This window comes from Klebsiella sp. JN_Kp127, assembly GCF_040062505.1.
GTDB lineage: Bacteria > Pseudomonadota > Gammaproteobacteria > Enterobacterales > Enterobacteriaceae > Klebsiella > Klebsiella quasipneumoniae.
Map to the genome: position 1 here is coordinate 121,005 of NZ_JBEAHS010000004.1, position 17,614 is coordinate 138,618.

The 17,614-nt window shown below is 59.4% G+C and carries 19 protein-coding genes and 1 tRNA gene; 10 read left to right on the plus strand and 10 right to left on the minus strand.

Going from position 1 to position 17,614, the window contains the following annotated elements; genetic code table 11:
* Nucleotides 1-14: 14 nt before the first annotated feature.
* The 3 genes from ABLV04_RS03205 to ABLV04_RS03215 all read left to right on the plus strand — a co-directional run bounded on the left by ABLV04_RS03205 (nucleotide 15) and on the right by ABLV04_RS03215 (nucleotide 4,927).
* Nucleotides 15-1,730, plus strand: coding sequence for an AsmA family protein (locus ABLV04_RS03205; protein WP_180266191.1), 1,716 nt, complete (start codon nucleotides 15-17; stop codon nucleotides 1,728-1,730).
* Nucleotides 1,731-1,975: 245 nt separating this feature from the next.
* Complete coding sequence (locus ABLV04_RS03210; protein ID WP_180266190.1) at nucleotides 1,976-3,535, plus strand: PTS transporter subunit EIIC; 1,560 nt, start codon at nucleotides 1,976-1,978, stop codon at nucleotides 3,533-3,535.
* Between the two features lie 12 nt (nucleotides 3,536-3,547).
* Nucleotides 3,548-4,927 carry a glycoside hydrolase gene (locus ABLV04_RS03215; protein WP_101865997.1) on the plus strand — a complete coding sequence of 460 codons (1,380 nt, stop codon included), beginning with the start codon at nucleotides 3,548-3,550 and terminating at the stop codon, nucleotides 4,925-4,927.
* A 108-nt stretch (nucleotides 4,928-5,035) separates the two neighbouring features.
* Here ABLV04_RS03215 and ABLV04_RS03220 read toward each other — a convergent pair whose 3' ends face one another.
* Together ABLV04_RS03220 and ABLV04_RS03225 are read right to left on the minus strand one after the other, a co-directional pair.
* Entirely contained in the window at nucleotides 5,036-5,758 is a 723-nt protein-coding gene (locus ABLV04_RS03220; RefSeq protein WP_087827816.1) for an SIS domain-containing protein, read from the minus strand.
* Between the two features lie 31 nt (nucleotides 5,759-5,789).
* Nucleotides 5,790-5,984, minus strand: coding sequence for a hypothetical protein (locus ABLV04_RS03225; RefSeq protein ID WP_180266189.1), 195 nt, complete (start codon nucleotides 5,982-5,984; stop codon nucleotides 5,790-5,792).
* A gap of 287 nt (nucleotides 5,985-6,271) precedes the next feature.
* Here ABLV04_RS03225 and ABLV04_RS03230 point away from each other — a divergent pair.
* From ABLV04_RS03230 to ABLV04_RS03245, 4 genes are all read left to right on the plus strand, one after another.
* Nucleotides 6,272-6,366 (plus strand) — tRNA-Sec (locus tag ABLV04_RS03230).
* A 165-nt stretch (nucleotides 6,367-6,531) separates the two neighbouring features.
* Entirely contained in the window at nucleotides 6,532-6,999 is a 468-nt protein-coding gene (locus ABLV04_RS03235) for a DUF3237 domain-containing protein (RefSeq protein ID WP_032454383.1), read from the plus strand.
* 112 nt (nucleotides 7,000-7,111) lie between these two features.
* Nucleotides 7,112-8,119 carry a zinc-binding alcohol dehydrogenase family protein gene (locus ABLV04_RS03240; RefSeq protein WP_180266188.1) on the plus strand — a complete coding sequence of 336 codons (1,008 nt, stop codon included), beginning with the start codon at nucleotides 7,112-7,114 and terminating at the stop codon, nucleotides 8,117-8,119.
* 1 nt (nucleotide 8,120) lies between these two features.
* Entirely contained in the window at nucleotides 8,121-8,411 is a 291-nt protein-coding gene (locus ABLV04_RS03245; RefSeq protein WP_087824942.1) for a putative quinol monooxygenase, read from the plus strand.
* A gap of 49 nt (nucleotides 8,412-8,460) precedes the next feature.
* Here ABLV04_RS03245 and ABLV04_RS03250 read toward each other — a convergent pair whose 3' ends face one another.
* Nucleotides 8,461-9,159 carry a winged helix-turn-helix transcriptional regulator gene (locus ABLV04_RS03250; RefSeq protein ID WP_102005801.1) on the minus strand — a complete coding sequence of 233 codons (699 nt, stop codon included), beginning with the start codon at nucleotides 9,157-9,159 and terminating at the stop codon, nucleotides 8,461-8,463.
* Nucleotides 9,160-9,521: 362 nt separating this feature from the next.
* Between ABLV04_RS03250 and ABLV04_RS03255 the strand changes: the two genes are divergently transcribed.
* Complete coding sequence (locus tag ABLV04_RS03255; protein WP_044525064.1) at nucleotides 9,522-10,571, plus strand: NAD(P)-dependent alcohol dehydrogenase; 1,050 nt, start codon at nucleotides 9,522-9,524, stop codon at nucleotides 10,569-10,571.
* Here ABLV04_RS03255 and ABLV04_RS03260 read toward each other — a convergent pair.
* The gene (locus ABLV04_RS03260) at nucleotides 10,568-11,521 is read right to left on the minus strand and encodes a helix-turn-helix domain-containing protein (RefSeq protein ID WP_348815331.1); all 954 of its coding nucleotides are present in this window, start codon (nucleotides 11,519-11,521) and stop codon (nucleotides 10,568-10,570) included. The two genes, ABLV04_RS03255 and ABLV04_RS03260, sit on opposite strands and share 4 nt — an antisense overlap.
* 21 nt (nucleotides 11,522-11,542) lie before the next feature.
* Nucleotides 11,543-12,322, minus strand: coding sequence for an MBL fold metallo-hydrolase (locus tag ABLV04_RS03265; RefSeq protein WP_117136621.1), 780 nt, complete (start codon nucleotides 12,320-12,322; stop codon nucleotides 11,543-11,545).
* Between the two features lie 168 nt (nucleotides 12,323-12,490).
* Between ABLV04_RS03265 and ABLV04_RS03270 the strand changes: the two genes are divergently transcribed.
* Nucleotides 12,491-13,051: an NUDIX hydrolase gene (locus ABLV04_RS03270; RefSeq protein WP_072421076.1), complete on the plus strand. Its 561-nt coding sequence runs from the start codon at nucleotides 12,491-12,493 to the stop codon at nucleotides 13,049-13,051.
* On the opposite strand, the gene ABLV04_RS03275 is transcribed toward ABLV04_RS03270, so the two are convergent.
* From ABLV04_RS03275 to ABLV04_RS03285, 3 genes are all read right to left on the minus strand, one after another.
* Nucleotides 13,041-13,895, minus strand: coding sequence for a DMT family transporter (locus tag ABLV04_RS03275; protein WP_023291399.1), 855 nt, complete (start codon nucleotides 13,893-13,895; stop codon nucleotides 13,041-13,043). The genes ABLV04_RS03270 and ABLV04_RS03275 overlap by 11 nt on opposite strands.
* Before the next feature lie 24 nt (nucleotides 13,896-13,919).
* A complete protein-coding gene (gene nlpA, locus ABLV04_RS03280; protein WP_023291400.1) occupies nucleotides 13,920-14,729 on the minus strand; it encodes a lipoprotein NlpA in 810 nt (269 codons plus the stop codon).
* Between the two features lie 127 nt (nucleotides 14,730-14,856).
* Entirely contained in the window at nucleotides 14,857-15,762 is a 906-nt protein-coding gene (locus tag ABLV04_RS03285) for an AraC family transcriptional regulator (protein ID WP_048335604.1), read from the minus strand.
* Nucleotides 15,763-15,880: 118 nt separating this feature from the next.
* Here ABLV04_RS03285 and ABLV04_RS03290 point away from each other — a divergent pair, with 118 nt between their 5' ends.
* Entirely contained in the window at nucleotides 15,881-16,417 is a 537-nt protein-coding gene (locus tag ABLV04_RS03290; RefSeq protein ID WP_004145017.1) for a peroxidase-related enzyme, read from the plus strand.
* 20 nt (nucleotides 16,418-16,437) lie between these two features.
* Here the strand turns inward: ABLV04_RS03290 and ABLV04_RS03295 are convergent, their stop codons facing one another.
* Both ABLV04_RS03295 and ABLV04_RS03300 read right to left on the minus strand, forming a co-directional pair.
* The gene (locus ABLV04_RS03295; RefSeq protein ID WP_180266186.1) at nucleotides 16,438-16,908 is read right to left on the minus strand and encodes a nuclear transport factor 2 family protein; all 471 of its coding nucleotides are present in this window, start codon (nucleotides 16,906-16,908) and stop codon (nucleotides 16,438-16,440) included.
* The gene (locus tag ABLV04_RS03300; protein ID WP_180266185.1) at nucleotides 16,905-17,537 is read right to left on the minus strand and encodes a pyridoxamine 5'-phosphate oxidase family protein; all 633 of its coding nucleotides are present in this window, start codon (nucleotides 17,535-17,537) and stop codon (nucleotides 16,905-16,907) included. Before ABLV04_RS03300 ends, ABLV04_RS03295 begins: the two co-directional genes overlap by 4 nt.
* Nucleotides 17,538-17,614 lie beyond the last annotated feature (77 nt).

Consider the following 17,614-nt stretch of genomic DNA (forward strand, 5'->3'; position numbering starts at 1 on the left):
CAGAATGGAAGACCATGAAATTTCTTGGAAAGCTGATTCTCTGGCTGCTAGTCGCTCTGCTGCTCGTCATGGTTGGCGCGTGGTTCCTGCTGCAAACCCACTGGGGCGCCCGCCAGGCCAGCGCCTGGCTCAGCAATGGCACCGGCTGGCAGGTCTCCTTCGATGCGATGGATCATGATTTCTCCTCCCCTCTGCATGTGCAGTTGCAAAACGTCACCTTTGGCCGGGAAGGCAAGCCGGCAACCCTGGTGGCGAAAACGGTCGATATTGGCTTCAGCACCCGCCAGTTTAGCGACCCGCTGCATGCGGATGAGATTGTCCTTAACGACGGTACCCTGAATCTGTCCCCCCACTCTGCCGACCTGCCGTTCGCTGCCGACCGGCTGATGTTGCGCAATATGGCTTTCAATAGTCCGGAAACCGGCTGGGCGCTCAGCGCGCAGCGCGTCACCGGCGGCGTCAGTCCATGGGCGCCGGAGGCAGGCAATGTGCTGGGGGAAACGGCGCAGATCCAGATGAGCGCGGGTTCAATGACGCTCAACGGCGTCGAAGCCAGCAACGTCCTGATTCAGGGCAAGATTGATCAGGGCGAAGTCACCCTCTCCACCCTCGGCGCCGATGTCGCCCGCGGCACCTTAACCGGCAATGCGAAACGCAGCGCCGACGGCAGCTGGCTGGTGGATAACCTTCAGCTAAATGAGATCCGACTGCAGAGCGCCGCCTCGCTGGCCGACTTTTTCGCGCCGTTAACCACGGTCCCCTCTCTGCAGATTGGCCGCCTGGATATCACCGACGCCCGTCTGCAGGGGCCGGACTGGGCGGTAACCGACCTCGACCTGAACCTGCGCAACCTGACGCTCAGTCACGGCGGCTGGCAGAGCCAGGACGGCACGCTGTCGATGAATGCCAGCGAATTTATCTACGGCTCGCTGCACTTTTTCGACCCGATCGTGAATGCCGAATTTTCACCCCAGGGTATTGCCCTGCGCCAGTTCTCCTCGCGCTGGGAGGGAGGCATGGTGCGAACCTCCGGCAACTGGCTGCGCGCCGGTAACGCGCTGGTGCTCGACGACACCGCCTTCGCCGGGCTGGAGTACACGCTGCCGGCGAACTGGAAGCCGCTGTGGATGACGCCGCTGCCGGCCTGGCTGCAAAGCCTGACGCTGAAAAAATTCAGCGCCAGCCGCAACCTGATCATCGATGTGGACCCTGCCTTCCCATGGCAAATTACCGCTCTCGATGGCTATGGCGGCGAGCTTCAGCTGGTGAAAAACGGCAGCTGGGGGGTGTGGAACGGTAGCGCGACGCTGAACGCCGCGGCGGCGACTTTTAACCGAATTGACGTGCGCCGCCCTTCACTCAAGCTGAGCGCCACGGCGTCGACGCTCAATATCACTGAGCTCAGCGCGTTCACCGAGCGCGGTATTCTGCAGGCCACCGCCGCGGTATCCCAGCTGCCGCAGCGCCAGGTCAATCTGAGCTTGAACGGCCGCGGCGTGCCGCTGAATATTCTGCAGGCCTGGGGCTGGCCTTCGCTCCCCATCAGCGGGGATGGCAATCTCCAGCTGACCGCCAGCGGCAGCGTACAGGCCGATGCCCCGCTCAAGCCGACGGTCAACGCACAGCTTAGCGCCGTGAACATGGAGAAACAGCAGGTGGCGCAAACGATGCGCAACGGCGAGGTCAATACCGCCCCCGCCGCGCCAGCGCCCGCTCCCGTCACGCCATAGCGATATCCCATCACCCTCTCCCCCACGGGAGAGGGAAAGTTTCTCAGCAAACGCCGCTCTGGCTACGCCCTCTCCCTGTCAGGGAGAGGGTCTGCAGGCATTCTGAAACCTGTGTGCAATAAGCGGCTATCTGTGCCTATTTACCGCTACTGGTTCCCTTCAAATATCAGAGTTGCTATAACCAAAATACTGGAAGTCGATAAAAAACCGCTCCCTGTCCCTACAAAAATATAAAAGGATCAATCATGCCTGAAATACGTCAGCGTATTCTGGAGAATATGCAAAAATTCTCCCGGGCCATGATCGGCGCCGTATTGTTCTTGCCGGTCATTGGCTTAATTCTGGCCCTCAGTTCAGTATTAACTAATCCGACATTAATTGCTGAAACCAGTTTCCTGCACCAGCTTGGGCAGATGCTCGGCGATACCTTTTGGCCTTTATTTGGCAACCTCGGTTTATTATTTTGCGTCGGTATTAGCTATGGCCTGGCAAAAGATAAAAAAACCGAAGTCGCGCTGGTTGCGGTGATGTGCTTCATTATGTTTCTTGGCGCCAACCACTCCTGGCTGGAACACACCCACGGACTCGCCGAAAAAATTAACGGTGAATATTATGGCACCGGGCAAACCCAGCTGCTGGGCTTTGTGGTGGTGGATATGGGCGTTTTCCTTGGCATTATTCTCGGCTGCACCATCGCGTGGGTGCACAATAAAGTCTCTACCATTGACCTGCCCGGCGCGCTGTCGATGTACGGCGGCGCCAAGCTGACGCTGGTGGCGATGACGCCGGTGGTTATCTTCTACGCCATCGCCTTTACCTGGATTTGGCCGTTTATGACCCACGGCATCTCCGCCCTCACCGGCTTTATGAAAAATGCCGGGGTCGCCGGGGTCTTCGTCTATGGTTTCTTTGAAAAATTTCTTATCCCGACCGGCCTGCACCATTTTGTCTGGTCCCCCTTCCAGCTCACCCAGATTGGCGGCACCCTGAACGTGGACGGCCAGGTGGTCTCCGGTACCCAGGCCATTTTCCTCGCCTATATGCGCCACCCGGATCTGACCCCGGTGATGAATGAGGCCCTACGCTTCTCACAGCAAGGGATGACCACTATCTTCGGCCTCGCCGGCGCCTCGCTGGCGTTCTACCACACCGCGAAGCCGGAGAAAAAAGTAATGGCTAAGGCGATTCTGCTGCCGGCGATTATCACCTCCATGCTGACCGGCATCACCGAGCCGATTGAGTTCACCTTTTTGTTTGTCTCGCCGCTGCTGTGGGTGATCCATGCGACGTTAACCGCCGCCTCGCAGGCCATTTGCGACCTCTTCACCGTACGCCCCTGGGGCGCATCGGGCCTGATCGAATTTCTGATCTATAACCTGCCGCTGCCGGTCTCCTTAACGCGCTGGCCGGGATATGTCCTTATCGGGATCGGCCAGTTCGCCGTCTACTACGTGATTTTCCGCACCCTGGTGGTGAAGCTGAATCTGAAAACGCCGGGCCGGGAAGATGACGAGAACGTGAAGCTCTACAGCAAAGCGGAGTACCGCCAGAAAGTCGCGCAGCCGCAGTCGATTACCGATGACATTATCCGCGGCCTCGGGGGCAAGGAGAATATTCTCTCCGTCGATAATTGTTTTACACGTCTGCGCGTAACCGTGCGCGATATGGCGCAAGTTGATGACGCGCAATTAAAAAATACTGGCGCCAACGGCGTGGTGCGCAATCGTAATGAAGTTCAGGTTATTTATGGCGTAAAAGTGGGACAGGTACGTTCCCGGGTTGATAACTGGTTAGCAGAAAATTAATGAGGAGTTTGTATGAAATTAACCGTATTAGGCGGGGGCGGCGTTCGCTCTGCATTTTTAGCGAAATCTCTGGCCTATAATGCTCACCGCATTGGTTTAACGGAGGTGGTTTTTCTCGATAACTCTGCGGATAATCTGGCGATATTCGGCGAAATTGCCCGCTATGTATTTACGACCATTCGCCCGGATATTCATTTCACGACCACCACCGACCCGGTCGCAGCGCTGCAAAACGCCAATTATATTATTACCACCCTGCGGGTCGGCGGCGATGAAAGCCGCATTCGCGACGAGCGCATTGCGCTGCAACATAACACCCTCGGCCAGGAGACCACCGGCGCCGGCGGCTTCGCGATGGCCATGCGCTCGATCCCGGCGATCCTCGACTATTGCCGGCTGATCGAAGCCCATGCCGCCGAAGACGCCATTCTGTTTAACTTTACCAACCCGTCAGGCCTGGTGACGGAAGCGATCGTCAAGTCCGGCTTTAAGCGTCGGGTCTATGGGATCTGCGATGCGCCTTCCGAGCTGATTCGTGAACTGCCGGCGATCCTCGGCTGTGAGGAGCGCGACCTGAGCGTGGAATGCTATGGGCTGAACCATTTCTCCTGGTTTACCCACTTCACCGTGCGCGGGGAAGCGGTGACCGAGCGGCTGATCGCCAGCCCGGCGCTGTACCAGAAGACCGCGATGCAGTACTTCTCACCCGAGCTGGTGCGGCTGTGCGATAACCAGTTACTCAACGAATATCTCTATTATTACTACTATCGCGACGAGGCGCTGAAGGCGATTCAGGGGGCAGGCGAAACGCGCGGGGAGCAGATCGCCCGTATCAATCAGGAGATGCGCCAGGCGCTGCGCACCGTGGATGCCAGTACGCAGCCGGAAGCCGCCTTCAATATCTGGATGCAGCACTACCTGCGCCGGGAAAACAGCTATATGCAGAACGAATCCCGGCAGGAGAAATTTCATACCCGCGAGCCGCTGACGCTGCGGCAGTTTATCGAAGAACCGGACACCGGCGGCTATGCCGGGGTGGCGCTGGATATTCTGGAAGCGGTGAACAGCACCACCACCAAGCGGATCGTGGTGTCGATCCAGAATAATGGCACGCTCGACTTTTTGCGCCCTGACGACGTGATTGAGATCAGCTGCGACCTGAGCCGGGAGGGCCTCAGGCCGGTCACGCCGACGAAGGTGCCGACGGCGCAGAAGAATATGATTTCCTGCGTGAAAGAGTATGAGCGGCTGGCGGTAGCGGCGATCCTGCAGCAGGATAAGTCGCTGGCGGTGCGGGCGCTGATGGCGCACCCGCTGATCGGTTCCTGGTCGCTGGCGAAAACCCTGGTCGAAGCTTATCTCGACGATAAGCAGTTCGCCGCCTGGCGGTAAATCACTGACCGGACCTGGAGGCGTAGGCCGGGTAAGGCGCAGCCGCCACCCGGCAACATGGCGGCGCGGCGCCTGATATATTGCCCGGCGGCACTGCGCTTAGCGGGGCTAGCTATTGCTACGTGCGCGGGTAAACCACATCTTCAGTAGCCGCTCAAAGCCTAGGATGCAGTAGCCGAAAAACGGGTTGCTCCAGTAAATATCATCGTCGAACTTCTGCGGATCGTGAATGATAAACGCCGTATCCGCAGCCTGCGCCAGCGGGCTCTGATAATCACCGGTAAAGCAGACCAGGTTGATCTCCTTCCCCTCCAGGGCCTTCACCCAGTTGAGCGCCGAGCTGCTGCGCCCGGATTTAGAAATGATCCAGATGGAGTCGAAGCGAGCGGCGTTTTTCTGCTCAAGGATTTCGTAATCCGGCCACAGCGCCAGGCTGGCATTCACCCCAGTGACGAGGAACTTGTTATAAATATACTGGGCAATCAACTGCGAAAAACCGCTGCCGTGGATCAGGACGCGCTGCTGCGCGAGGCTTGCCAGCAGCGGCGTCAGCGCCTCCGCCGGCTGAATGCTCATATAGTCGATATCGTTGGTGACATCGAGCTTCGGCATGGTGATATTGAACTTGATGAAATAGACCAGCTCCAGCCAGCCGCTGAACTTAAGCTTTTTCGCCAACCGCACCAGCGAGGAGGGGTTACTGTAGCACTGCTCCGCCACGGCGCGGATCCCCTGGCGGATACACAGCTCCGGGTCGTTCTGGATAAAGCGCAGCACGGTCATTTCCGTTTTGCTTAGCTTCACGTCACGAAAGATATTTTCTAAGTCCATGGCGGGCTCCTCTCAGCGGCAGCATACGCTATCACCGTTCAGGAATAGCGTCTGCGGCCTGAGTCACCAGACTGAAATGAATGTTACTTTTTGTACAAAAATGGAATAAAAAAACCCTCTCCGCCGGAACGAGGGTGAACAAGGCGAGAATAATGGGGAGGGTGGCGCCGTCGACCATGATGCCGTAGCCAATTTTCTCTTTGGCGGACAAAATAGGATCTTTCATATGGGCACAATTCCCTTGGCGGCACCACGGATGGGTACCGGTTACATTATTTGTCAGCCTTTGCCGCAGGAAGATGAATTAGGTCATTATCAGAATATGTTTCATGTATTTTGCGATCGCGTTAGCCTGAAAAGAGTATGAAAAGTGTAACTCATGGATTTTGAACGGATTTGTCTCAGACTGTTCTGCAAAGTCCAGTTTTAACAGTAAAAAAGTGCGTTCAGGTATGTGGTAAACGGCTGAAAGTAGCTATAATGCGCCCCGCCTCCATGTAGCAATCGAGGCGCGGAAGATCGTCATCTCCGGTGAGGTGGCTGGACTTCAAATCCAGTTGGGGCCGCCAGCGGTCCCGGGCAGGTTCAACTCCTGTGATCTTCCGCCAGTTTGCCTCTGCTCGCCCTCAGCCACGCCCAACCAAACTGAGTCGCAAAACCCATCATCTCAGCCAATCATTTTCATCCAAACCCTGCGTTATTTTGTCTCCTGCAAACCCGTTACACTGGCGCAAAGGCCGCGTGCCGTTGCCAACCGAAACAGGAGAGCCATGATGACCCCCGAACTGAGACACTGTTTTTCCATTACCATCCAGGTTGATAAACCGGTGATAGTCTCCCGCAGTCCGCAGACCGGCAAGCGCCAGCTGATCCCGATTCTCGGCGGCAGCGTCTCGGGTCAACTACGCGGCCACGTGCTGCCCGGCGGCGTCGATAGCCAGATTATCGGGCCCGACGGCACATGCAGGCTATCCGCCCGCTATGCCCTGCAGGTGGAGGAAGGGACGGTGTACGTGGAAAACAACGGTATCCGCCGGGTGCCGGCCCACTATCATGACCAACTGTTCGCCGACGATATGCGCTTTTTTAGCACTATTCCGCCGGAAGATATCTATTTTCGCACCGTCCCCACCTTCGAGGTTGATACCCCCGCGCTCAGCTGGCTAACCACCTCGCTGTTTATCTGTGCTGGCGGGCGTACTCAGGATGGGGTGATGCTCGATTTCTATCAGGTGGGCTGATTTTCACTTTCTGCATATAACTGTTATTGCCGTTAACCCGTTTTTCCCCTCCCGGCACCGGTCTACTATCGCGTCATCGCTTTATTCACCCGATTCACAGAACGGAGCAGTTATGAAAGCTATCGCCATTACTCAAGCCGCCGCTGACGGCGACAATATCCCTTTTTTAACCGAGATCGACCTGCCGGTCCCCTCCGCCCACGGGCGTGACCTGCTGGTTGCCGTGAAGGCGGTCTCGGTCAATCCGGTAGACACCAAAGTGCGCGCCGGCTTCCAGGGCGACACGCCGCGGGTGCTGGGCTGGGACGCCGTTGGCGTGGTGCAGTCCGTCGGCGAGGAAGTGACGCTGTTCGCGCCAGGCGATGAGGTCTGGTACGCCGGCGCCCTGGGCCGGGCCGGCAGCAACAGTGAATATCAGCTGGTGGATGAGCGCCTGGTGGCGCACAAACCGCGCACCCTCGATAACGCCTCCGCCGCCGCGCTGCCGCTGACGGCGATCACCGCCTGGGAGCTGCTGTTTCACCGTCTCGGCGTCACGGAAGGCGGTAACGCGGGCGACACGCTGCTGATCGTCGGCGCGGCGGGCGGCGTGGGCTCGATCCTGACCCAGCTGGCCAGCAAACTGACCGCCATGACGGTGATCGGCACCGCCTCGCGTCCGGAGAGTCAACGGTGGGTCCGCGAGGCGGGCGCGCACCATGTTATCGATCACAGCAAGCCGCTCGCCGACGAGCTGGCGCGTATCGGCATCAACGCGGTGACCCATGTCGCCAGCCTGACCAACACCGACCAGCACTTCAACGCGCTGATTGACGCCCTCGCCCCGCAGGGCAAGCTGGCGCTGATTGATGATCCGGAGACCCTGGACGTGGTGCCGCTGAAAGCCAAAAGCCTCTCCCTGCTCTGGGAATTTATGTTCACCCGCTCAATGTTTGAGACGGATGACATGATCGCCCAGCATCAGCTGCTGACCCGCGTGGCGGCCCTGATCGACAACCACACGATCAAAACCACCCTCGGCGAACACTACGGCGCCATCACTGCCGACAATCTGCAGAAAGCGCATCGCCAGCTGGAAACCGGACGCGCGGTGGGCAAGATTGTGCTGGAGGGATTTTAAGATGATAACCCTGCTCGCCGTGCTCAAGGCGAAACCAGGCCAAACGGACGCGCTGCGCCAGGCCCTGCAGAAGCTGCTCCTGCCGACGAGACAGGAGCCGGGCAATCTCGACTACGCGCTGTTCCAGCTGCGCGACGCGCCGGACACTTTCTACATGCGCGAAGCGTGGCGTGGGCAGGACGCCCTTGATGCGCATGTAGAGATGCCCTATTTTCAGGCGTTTGTTATGCAGATGGAGCGTCTGCTGGCTGAGCCGCTGCGGCTGGACTACCTGACGCCGATTGAGCCCTAAGCGGACCAGCAGGTGGGGGGCGACAAATCACGCCCTTCGCCTGCCAGGCTCAAAAATTGGCGGGAAGCGGTTGGGCGATAGTCATCAACACCCCGCGGTGGATAATAATATAACCGCCTTTGCGCAGCTCCGACAGAATCGACATAATGCGGCTACGCGACAGGTTGGTACGCCGCTGGATAAACCTTAATACATTGATCTGTCTACGATACGTCTCCGAATAGACCGCCAGCTCCATTAACAGGATGCGCACCATCTGGTAAGAGTCCACCCCCAGCAGCTCCTGCTCGCGCATGCTCAACACCATCAACCGCTGCGTCAGGATATGGGCCATCTCCTGCCACAGGTTTTTCTCATTCAGGATATTGACCGCGGCCTGATGCGCTATCCAGCGCCCGCTTAAATCCGTCTCAGCAAACAGAGAACAGTGGCGTTTATCCGGGAGCCCGTTAAACACGCCATAATTATCAATTAATCCCAATATTGCCGGGGCGAGGATCGTCGATATCACCAGTTGATTTTCCGCAAAGCAAACTGAAGCCACGCCTTCTTCGAGGAGAATGAAGCCGGATTCGCTTTGGGCCAAGGGAAAATGGTAATAGTTTGACTGCGCCAGTTCAAAAGGGGTGCTGACAGGCCGGAACGCGGATAATAAGGATTCCACCGCAGGTAACGGTTTTGTTCGTCGTCCATAAAAAAAAGAGGGTAATGACCGGGAATTCTGGCCGTTGGCGTCAGGTTTCGACATCGTGTTGTGTCATTAAGTCAGGTTGAAGGGCATGATTTTCAGCGGTAATAGTATCAACACGCGCAATCATGAATAAAAACCAAGTCGTTTCCATAATAAAAAGAGTGTAAGCATTATTATCGGCATAAGCGGTTTACCTCGATTTTACATCACTAAAAAACAATAATTTTCGTAAATATTTATACGGCTTAGTCGCTTAAATGATAAACCTGTCTTATAAATTGCGGCTCCGGTGACTCGCTCGCTTACGCCGTGCCTGATGCCGCTTTCCCCCTCGCATCTCTCCCAGTCCAGGCTACCCTTATCGATGCCACTGACCACCCGCATCCATCTCCCGCTCTATTCGATCAAGAGGTTTCGCTATGCTGATCAACGCTATAGGTACCTACTCCGCCAGCCAGCCGCTGGAATCAATGGCCATCACCCGCCGCGAACCGGGGCCGCAGGACGTGCAGATCGCCATCGCCTACTGCGGCGTCTGCCACTCCGATCTCCACCAGGCGCGATCGGAATGGGCGGGAACGCTCTATCCCTGCGTGCCGGGGCATGAAATTGTGGGCCGGGTCACCGCGGTCGGCGACGCTGTCTCGCGCTACGCCGTCGGCGATCTGGTGGGCGTCGGCTGCATGGTCGATAGCTGTCAACAGTGCGAGGAGTGCGCTGAGGGGCTGGAGAACTACTGCGACCATATGGTGCTGACCTACAACGGACCGACCCAGGACGCGCCGGGCCACACCCTGGGCGGCTATTCACAGCAGATCGTGGTTAAAGAACACTACGTGCTGCGGATAACCCATCCCGAAGCGCAGCTGGCCGCCGTCGCGCCGCTGCTGTGCGCCGGGATCACGACCTACTCGCCGCTGCGCCACTGGCACGCCGGGCCGGGTAAAAAAGTCGGCGTGGTCGGCATCGGCGGCCTTGGGCATATGGGAATCAAGTTGGCCCACGCCATGGGGGCTCACGTGGTGGCCTTTACCACCTCCGAATCCAAGCGTAATGCGGCCAGAGCGCTGGGCGCCGATGAGGTGGTGGTGTCGCGTAACGAAGACGAAATGGCGGCCCACGTCAAAAGCTTCGATTTCATCCTCAACACCGTGGCGGCGCCGCATAATCTCGATGCCTTCACCACGCTGCTGAAGCGCGATGGCACCATGACGCTGGTGGGCGCTCCGGCCACGCCGCATCCGTCGCCGGAAGTGTTCAATCTGATCATCCGCCGCCGGTCGATTGCCGGGTCGATGATTGGCGGGATCGCGGAAACTCAGGAGATGCTCGACTTCTGCGCTGAACACGGCATCGTCGCCGATATCGAACTGATCCGCGGCGATGAGATCAACGAAGCCTGGGAAAGAATGGTCAAGGGCGACGTGAAATACCGCTTCGTGATCGACAGCGCGACCCTCGCCGGCTAAGCGCCGCGGCGAAAGGTGCGCCGCCATTCGGTCGGACTGACGCCAAAGCGCGCCTTAAACTGCTGACGCCAGGTGACGGCAGAGAGATAACCCACCGCCTCCGCCACCTGCTCCACCGGCAGATCGCCCGCCTCAAGCAGGCTCTGGCTGCGGCGCAGGCGTTCGGCGGTCAGCCAGTCGGTAATGCTCATCCCGGTCGCCCGGGCGAAGTGGCGGGTCAGGCTGCGGCGGCTCATCGCCACCACCCGGGCCAGCGAATCGAGATTATGCGGCTCGGCAATATGCTGCTGCAGATAATCCAGCAGGCAGTTGATTCGCGCATCGCGGGTGTTTTTCGGCACCGGCTGGGCGATGAACTGCGCCTGGCCGCCCTCGCGGTGCGGTGAAACAATCAGCCGCCGGGCGATCTGGTTGGCCGCGAGGCTGCCGAAACGCTGGCGGATGATGTAGAGGCAACAGTCCAGCGCCGCCGCGGTGCCCGCCGAAGTAATGATCCGCTGGTCGTCGACATACAGGGCGTTGATATCCAGCCGCACCTGCGGAAACCGGCGCTGAAAATCCTGCTCAAACTCCCAGTGGGTCGCCGCGCGTTTCCCGTCCAGCAGCTCGGCGTAGCCCAGGACGAACGCGCCGAGGCACAGACCGACGATTTCCGCGCCGTTATTCCGGGCCCGCACCAGGCTATCAAGCAGCGCCTGCGGCGGGCGGCGGTCAACCTCGCCCCAGTAAGGCACCACCACGATATCCGCCTGTTCCAGCACGGCGTAATCGCCGCTGGCGTACAGCACAAAGCCGTCGCGGGCGCGCAGCAGCCCCGGCCGCTCGGCGCAAATGTGCAGGTTAAAGCGTTTGCTTTCAGAGACCGAATCGCCAAACAGCATGCAGGGAACGGCGTAATGAAACGGGCTAAAGCCCTCTACGGCAACAATCGCCACGTCGGTGAGTTTCATCGTTCCTTCCCCTTGCGCACGTTAATAAACCACGGTTTCCCCATCCTGCGGGATACACACTACCTCGGATATCTGATTATCCAGCGCATACTGGCGCATCTCTTCCCGGCTCACCAGGCAGTGGTTGACCGCTTCCAGGTGAATCGCCATGATTTTCGCTTCCGGCAGGGTGAAGTGTACGTTCAGGAGATCCTCTTTGCCCATGATAATCGGGCCAAAGCCGATGACGTGGGCGTAGCCGGCGTTGAGGACCACCACGTCTGGGCGCAGCTTCAGCAGGTCGGCTGCAATTTCATCACGCCAGATGGTATCCCCCACCAGCCACAGCGTCTTCTCCTGCGGATGGCGAAACAGCACGCCGCAGGCCTCGCCCAGGCGTTCGGCCATCGCCGGCACCGCGTAGGTGCGATCGCTGCCGTGCTGGCCGGAGGTGGTTTTCAGCAGGCGCACGCCGGCAAATTCGCTGTCTGCCGTCAGCAGGCGGATATCCTGGAAACCCTGGCTGCGCAGCAACGCGCCGTCGGCTTCATGCTGGACGAACACCGGCAGGGTTTTCGGGATCGCGGCGATCGCCGCCTCGTCCCAGTGATCGTCATGGGTATGGGTGACGATCACCGCGTCAACGTCGATGATTTTATCGCGGGAAAAAGGCAGCGCCACCAGCGGGTTGCGCAGCTCGCTGCGCGCGGTGCCAGGAAAACCCGGCCAGGCGCCCTTGTCCGCCAGCATCGGATCGATCAGAAACTTTTTCCCGGCGTATTCAATAATCTGGGTCGCGTTACGGATATGGGTGATGTTCATGTTGGCGTTCCTCAGGGGGGGTGATTTGACGAACATCGTACTGAGTACCAGCCTGGCGCAATAGGGGCATTTGGGCAAGGATCGATGAAATCGGGCCAACCTGCGGCGATTGCTATCCGCCTCCGGCTATGTTGTTCTGAAGGCTCCATTTTTGACAGGAGTGGCAGGATGAAGAAAAAACTGACCGCCGCCGATATGCACGACCCGCAGGTCATCGCCGAGACGCCGTGGTTCAGCATGCGCAAGGTGGGTATTGATATCGCCCCCGGCGAGCGCCGCGACTTTTACGCCATTCACTATCCGCGCCCGGCGGTGGGGATTGTGGCTATCCAGGATGACAAAGTGCTGCTGATTCGCCACTACCGCTACCTGATCGACAAGGTGGTGTGGGCCATTCCGTCAGGCGGCGTTGACGAAGGGGAAGATCCGGCGGCGGCCGCGCTGCGCGAGCTGCGGGAAGAGACCGGCTGGCAGGCGCAACGCGTCGAGGAGATCATTCGCTTCAACCCCTCCTACGGCAGCAGCGACCAGCTGTTTATCACCTGGCTGGCCACCGGTTTACGCTGGGTGGGGATGGATGCGGATCAGGATGAAGTGATGGAAACCGGCTGGTTTACCTTTGAGGAGATAAACCAGCTGATCGCCCGCGGCGAAATGCCGGACGGGCTGTCGCTGGTGCCGCTGCTGCAATTGATGGCGCAGCCGCGCACCGGGCAGGCTACGGCTTAAGCATCCGCCAGCGGAACCACAGCTGGGCAACCAGGATCAGCACGCCGCCGATAATCTTCTGCAGCGGCAGCTGTTCGCCATACCACAGCGCGGCGGCAATGACCGTCAGCAGCGGTTCGAGCACCATAATGATCGCCGCGCTGGCCACCGCCGCGTACTTCTGCCCCTTCATCTGCAGACCGAAGCGCAGGCTGGTGGCGATGACAATGCTGGCCACCAGCCAGCCGAAGGTCGGCAGGGTCATCGGCTGGTCCCAGCGTTCAACGGCAGCGGAGAGGGTCAACCCGACGATACCAGTGATCGCCAGCTGGACGGTGGTCAGGGGGATCAGCGGTACTTCGCGCGCGCAGCGGCTGGTGTAACAGAACCAGATGGACTGCACCAGCGCCGTCAGCAAAAACCAGCCCTGGCTGGGATGGAAGACTATCGGCATGTGCAGGCTGAGCAGGCCCAGGCCCACCACCGCGATCGGCAGGCACTCCCACCAGGCCCGCGGCGGACGCACCTTCATCATCACCCACGCGGTCAGCGGGACGAACATCATCGACAGGCTCATGATAAACGCCCCTTCGCCGAGCGACGCCGTCGTGGAGACCGAGTAGATCCACAGGCAGAGGTTGAGCGCAAACCATAGCCCGCTGATGATGAGCTTTGGCCAGTGCTGCTTTTGCGGGCGAAACCCGCGGCAAAACGGCAGCAACAGCAGCGCGGCGAAGAAAAAGCGCAGCCCAAGGAACGCGAATACCGGCATGCCGGCGATCGCCTCGCGGGAAAAAATCCAGCCGCAGGCGGCAATCACCGTCGCGGCAATCAGCAGCAGATCGGCCTGCCGTTGGCGTACCATACGCGCCTCTCCCTGTAAGTTGGCTTACCAGCCCGGCACCGCGCCGCCGTTGAAAATAGTCTCTGCCGCCTTCGCCACCTCCGGCGACTGGTACGACTGCATAAACTCTTTCACGTTTTCCGCGTCTTTATTGTCTTCACGGGTCACGATGATGTTCACGTAGGGCGAGTTTTTATCTTCGATAAAGATGCCATCGCGAACCGGCGACAGCCCGGTTTGCTGCAGGTAGGTGGTGCTGATGATGGCCACGTCGACTTTAGGATCGTCGAGTACGCGCGGCAGTTGCGCCCCTTCCAGCTCCATAATTTTCAGATGATGCGGGTTGTCGGTGATATCCACCGCCGTCGGCAGCAGGCCGGTACCGGCTTTGAGGGTTATCAGCTTCTCTTTTTGCAGCAGCAGCAGCGCCCGCCCGAGGTTGGTCGGATCGTTGGGGATAGCGATCGTCGCGCCGTCTTTCAGTTCGGCGACTGACTTTATCTTGCGCGAATAGCCGGCCATCGGGAAGACGAAGGTATTGCCTACCGCCACCAGATGGTAGTTATGCGCTTTGTTGTCCTGCTCAAGGAAAGGCCGATGCTGGAAGACGTTGGCGTCCAGATCCCCGGCGTTGGTCGATTCGTTAGGCAACAGCGAGCCGCTGAACCCCACCAGCTCAACCTCCAGACCATACTTCTCTTTGGCCACTTTCTTCGCCACTTCCGCCACATCCTGTTCAGCGCCGTTAATCACGCCGACCTTAATGTGCTTCGCTTCATTACCCTTTTGGTCGCAGCCGACCAGCGCCAGACCCGCCAGCATTACCGCGGCGGCGGCACGTAAACGTAATCTCATCCTCTTCACCCTGTCCGTCCTGACTGTCATTGTTTTTTTCGTGCAAAACTATAGCGACTTTCGGGTGGGGTAATAAACAGCAAACCACGCAACCGGAAATAAAATCATCTTCGCCAGGCGCGAAGCGCTAGCCCCGTCGCCACTCGCCCGGCGTCACGCCATAGCGCATTTTGAAGCGCTTCGAGAAGGACGCCAGCGACTGAAAGCCGCAGCGTTCGGCAATGACCTCGAGGTTGGTCTGACGCTCCAGGCGCAGCAGCCGGGCGGCCAGCGCCATTCGCAGCTGCGACAGCCACGCCTGCGGCGTCAGGTGATAAACGCGGGCAAAATGGCGGGCAAAGGTGGCCCGCGACAGAAAGGCGCGGGCGGCCATGGTTTCCAGCGTCCACGGCTGCTCCGGGGTCGCCATCACCGCCAGCACCGCCGGCATCAGGCGCTCATCGCTCATCAGACGCAGCAGCCCGCCTGGCGGCTGCTGCTCGCCAAGCAGCATGCGCAGCAGCAGCACCAGCAGCGTATCGCCGAGGCTGCGCACGATAGCGCTGCCGCCGGGACGCTGCGCCAGACTTTCGCGGACCAGTATGTTAAGCAACGGCTGCAGCTCCGGGCAGTCTTCGCGCGCATCGGTATGGAGATGGATCAGCGTCGATGCCTCAGTGAACAGCCAGCTGACGTGCGGACCAAAATAGAATTCGCCGCACAGCATCTCCAGCGCCCCCTCCGCCGGGCCGGCGCGCATTTCCGTCACCGTGCCGTTAAAGCGATGCGCCACCGGCAGCACCTGGCCCCACTCCACCAGGCTCTCCATCAGGTGCGGCGAACCGTGCGGCAGGAGGACCACATCTCCCGCGCGCAGGTGATGGGTCTGGCCGCCGACGTTGAGCCGCCCCTCGCCGCGCAGCACCACGTGCCATGGCACCACGCCGGTGCGCATTTGCTGGTGCCCGGCCTGCCAGCGGCCGCCGAAGCGACAGTGCAGGTTCACTTCGCAGCGCGGCGCCAGCAGCGCCAGCAGATGACTGAGACTGTCCATGCTTCTCCTGAGACGATAAGACAAAAAGGTGAGACGAAGACCGCCAGTCTAGCATGCGGCAACCGCCTAAGATGACCCCAATGCCAACACACACCCTCGAAAACAACAGGAGTTAACCATGAGCCGTTTAGCTGATATCCGTGAACAAGACGCCACCGGCAAAGCCGCCGATATTTTCGCCGGGATCAAAAAAGCGATGGGCAAAGTGCCGAATGCCTACCTGACCATCGGCGGCCACTCGCCGGCCGCGCTGCAGCAGGCGCTGGCGCACAATGCGATGCTACATAAAGGCAGCCTCAGCGCCCAACAGCTGGAAGCCATTAACCTGTCGGTCAGCGAAGCCACCGGCTGTGACTACTGCCTGGCCGCACATACGCTGATGGCGAAAAAAGCCGGCTTCAGCAGCGAACAGATCCACGCCCTGCGCCGCGGGGAGTATGCGGAAGAGGCACAGCTTGATGCGCTGGTGAAATTTGCGCAGACGCTGGTGACCACCACCGGCACGCTGCCGGAAGCCGACGTCGCCGCGCTGCGCAACGCCGGTTTTAGCGACCAGCAGGTGATTGAGATTATCAGCGCCATCAGCGCGATCCTGTTCACCAATATGGTGAACCGGGTTAACGACACGGTGGTCGACTTCCCGAAAGCCGATTAATCCGTCGCGCAGCGCCGGTTTTACAGCCCCAGGTCGCTGAGCCCCGGATGATCGTCCGGGCGACGCCCCTGGGGCCAGTGGAACAGGCGCTCGCTTTCGGCGATCGGCAGGTCGTTGATGCAGGCGTAGCGCATCTGCATCAGCCCGTTCTGATCAAACTCCCAGTTTTCATTGCCGTACGAGCGAAACCAGTTGCCGCTGTCGTCGCACCACTCATAGGCGAAGCGCACGGCGATGCGATTTTCCTGCCATGCCCACAGCTCCTTAATCAGCCGATATTGCTGCTCCTTACGCCATTTTCGCTGCAGGAATTCGACAATTTGCCCCCTGCCGTGGACAAACTCGCTGCGGTTGCGCCATTCGCTGTCCATGGTGTAGGCCAGAGCGACCTTTTCGGCATCGCGGCTGTTCCAGCCATCTTCCGCGGCGCGGACCTTCTGAATAGCGCTGTCGCGGGTAAACGGCGGTAACGGGGGACGTTGTTCGGTCATGCTGACTCTCCTCTGCGGGCTAATTGCTGCTGCAGGCGCTGATTCTCCTGCTCCAGGTCATGAATACGTTGCTGCAGGTTCTGGCTGTACTCCGTCACCTGCTGCGCGCTGTAGCGCGGCGTAATGTGCTGCGGGCAGTTCCAGTCAAACGCCTGCAGATGAAAAAGAAACAGGCGCTCGATGCGGGCGCGATAGTTGGCCGGCGCCACCTGCGCCAGCAGCTGCGGGTGGTTCTCTGCCGCCACGACCTCGACGGTGGCGTAGATTTTCAGCCTGGCACGGCGCGGATAATCCATCAAAAACAGGCAGGCCCGGTCGCTGCCGCGCAGGTTGCCGGTGGTAATGTACTGACGATTGCCGCCGAAATCCGCCATCGCCAGGGTGGTATCATCCAGCAGATGTAGAAACCCCGGCGGGCCGCCGCGATGCTGAATGTAGGGCCAGCCGCTCTGCGACACCGTCGCCAGATAAAAGCTGTCGCGGGTGGCGATCATCCCCGCTTCGCTGTCGCCGAAGCGGTCGGCCTGGCGGCGGCTGTGCGGCGTTTGCCACAGCTGGTCGCTGCCCATTTCATGCTGCACATCCATCACGTCCGGGGTGATGGCGATATCGAGAAAGGTTGCTGCCATAGCGCCTCCTGTTGTCTGGCGCCATCATGGACTGTACTGCGAAAAATGATAATACTGGTTTAGTGGCAATCATCTTT

What these genes read in the sequence shown, in the direction of transcription:
- ABLV04_RS03210 (WP_180266190.1), top strand. Translation starts at nt 1,976, where the DNA reads ATGCCTGAAATACGTCAGCGTATTCTGGAGAATATGCAAAAATTCTCC.
- ABLV04_RS03245 (WP_087824942.1), top strand. Translation starts at nt 8,121, where the DNA reads ATGATAACCCTGCTCGCCGTGCTCAAGGCGAAACCAGGCCAAACGGAC.
- ABLV04_RS03235 (WP_032454383.1), top strand. Translation starts at nt 6,532, where the DNA reads ATGACCCCCGAACTGAGACACTGTTTTTCCATTACCATCCAGGTTGAT.
- ABLV04_RS03290 (WP_004145017.1), top strand. Translation starts at nt 15,881, where the DNA reads ATGAGCCGTTTAGCTGATATCCGTGAACAAGACGCCACCGGCAAAGCC.
- ABLV04_RS03295 (WP_180266186.1), bottom strand. Translation starts at nt 16,908, where the DNA reads ATGACCGAACAACGTCCCCCGTTACCGCCGTTTACCCGCGACAGCGCT.
- nlpA (WP_023291400.1), bottom strand. Translation starts at nt 14,729, where the DNA reads ATGAGATTACGTTTACGTGCCGCCGCCGCGGTAATGCTGGCGGGTCTG.
- ABLV04_RS03270 (WP_072421076.1), top strand. Translation starts at nt 12,491, where the DNA reads ATGAAGAAAAAACTGACCGCCGCCGATATGCACGACCCGCAGGTCATC.
- ABLV04_RS03300 (WP_180266185.1), bottom strand. Translation starts at nt 17,537, where the DNA reads ATGGCAGCAACCTTTCTCGATATCGCCATCACCCCGGACGTGATGGAT.
- ABLV04_RS03285 (WP_048335604.1), bottom strand. Translation starts at nt 15,762, where the DNA reads ATGGACAGTCTCAGTCATCTGCTGGCGCTGCTGGCGCCGCGCTGCGAA.
- ABLV04_RS03255 (WP_044525064.1), top strand. Translation starts at nt 9,522, where the DNA reads ATGCTGATCAACGCTATAGGTACCTACTCCGCCAGCCAGCCGCTGGAA.
- ABLV04_RS03215 (WP_101865997.1), top strand. Translation starts at nt 3,548, where the DNA reads ATGAAATTAACCGTATTAGGCGGGGGCGGCGTTCGCTCTGCATTTTTA.
- ABLV04_RS03220 (WP_087827816.1), bottom strand. Translation starts at nt 5,758, where the DNA reads ATGGACTTAGAAAATATCTTTCGTGACGTGAAGCTAAGCAAAACGGAA.
- ABLV04_RS03265 (WP_117136621.1), bottom strand. Translation starts at nt 12,322, where the DNA reads ATGAACATCACCCATATCCGTAACGCGACCCAGATTATTGAATACGCC.
- ABLV04_RS03250 (WP_102005801.1), bottom strand. Translation starts at nt 9,159, where the DNA reads ATGTCGAAACCTGACGCCAACGGCCAGAATTCCCGGTCATTACCCTCT.
- ABLV04_RS03275 (WP_023291399.1), bottom strand. Translation starts at nt 13,895, where the DNA reads ATGGTACGCCAACGGCAGGCCGATCTGCTGCTGATTGCCGCGACGGTG.
- ABLV04_RS03260 (WP_348815331.1), bottom strand. Translation starts at nt 11,521, where the DNA reads ATGAAACTCACCGACGTGGCGATTGTTGCCGTAGAGGGCTTTAGCCCG.
- ABLV04_RS03225 (WP_180266189.1), bottom strand. Translation starts at nt 5,984, where the DNA reads ATGAAAGATCCTATTTTGTCCGCCAAAGAGAAAATTGGCTACGGCATC.
- ABLV04_RS03240 (WP_180266188.1), top strand. Translation starts at nt 7,112, where the DNA reads ATGAAAGCTATCGCCATTACTCAAGCCGCCGCTGACGGCGACAATATC.
- ABLV04_RS03205 (WP_180266191.1), top strand. Translation starts at nt 15, where the DNA reads ATGAAATTTCTTGGAAAGCTGATTCTCTGGCTGCTAGTCGCTCTGCTG.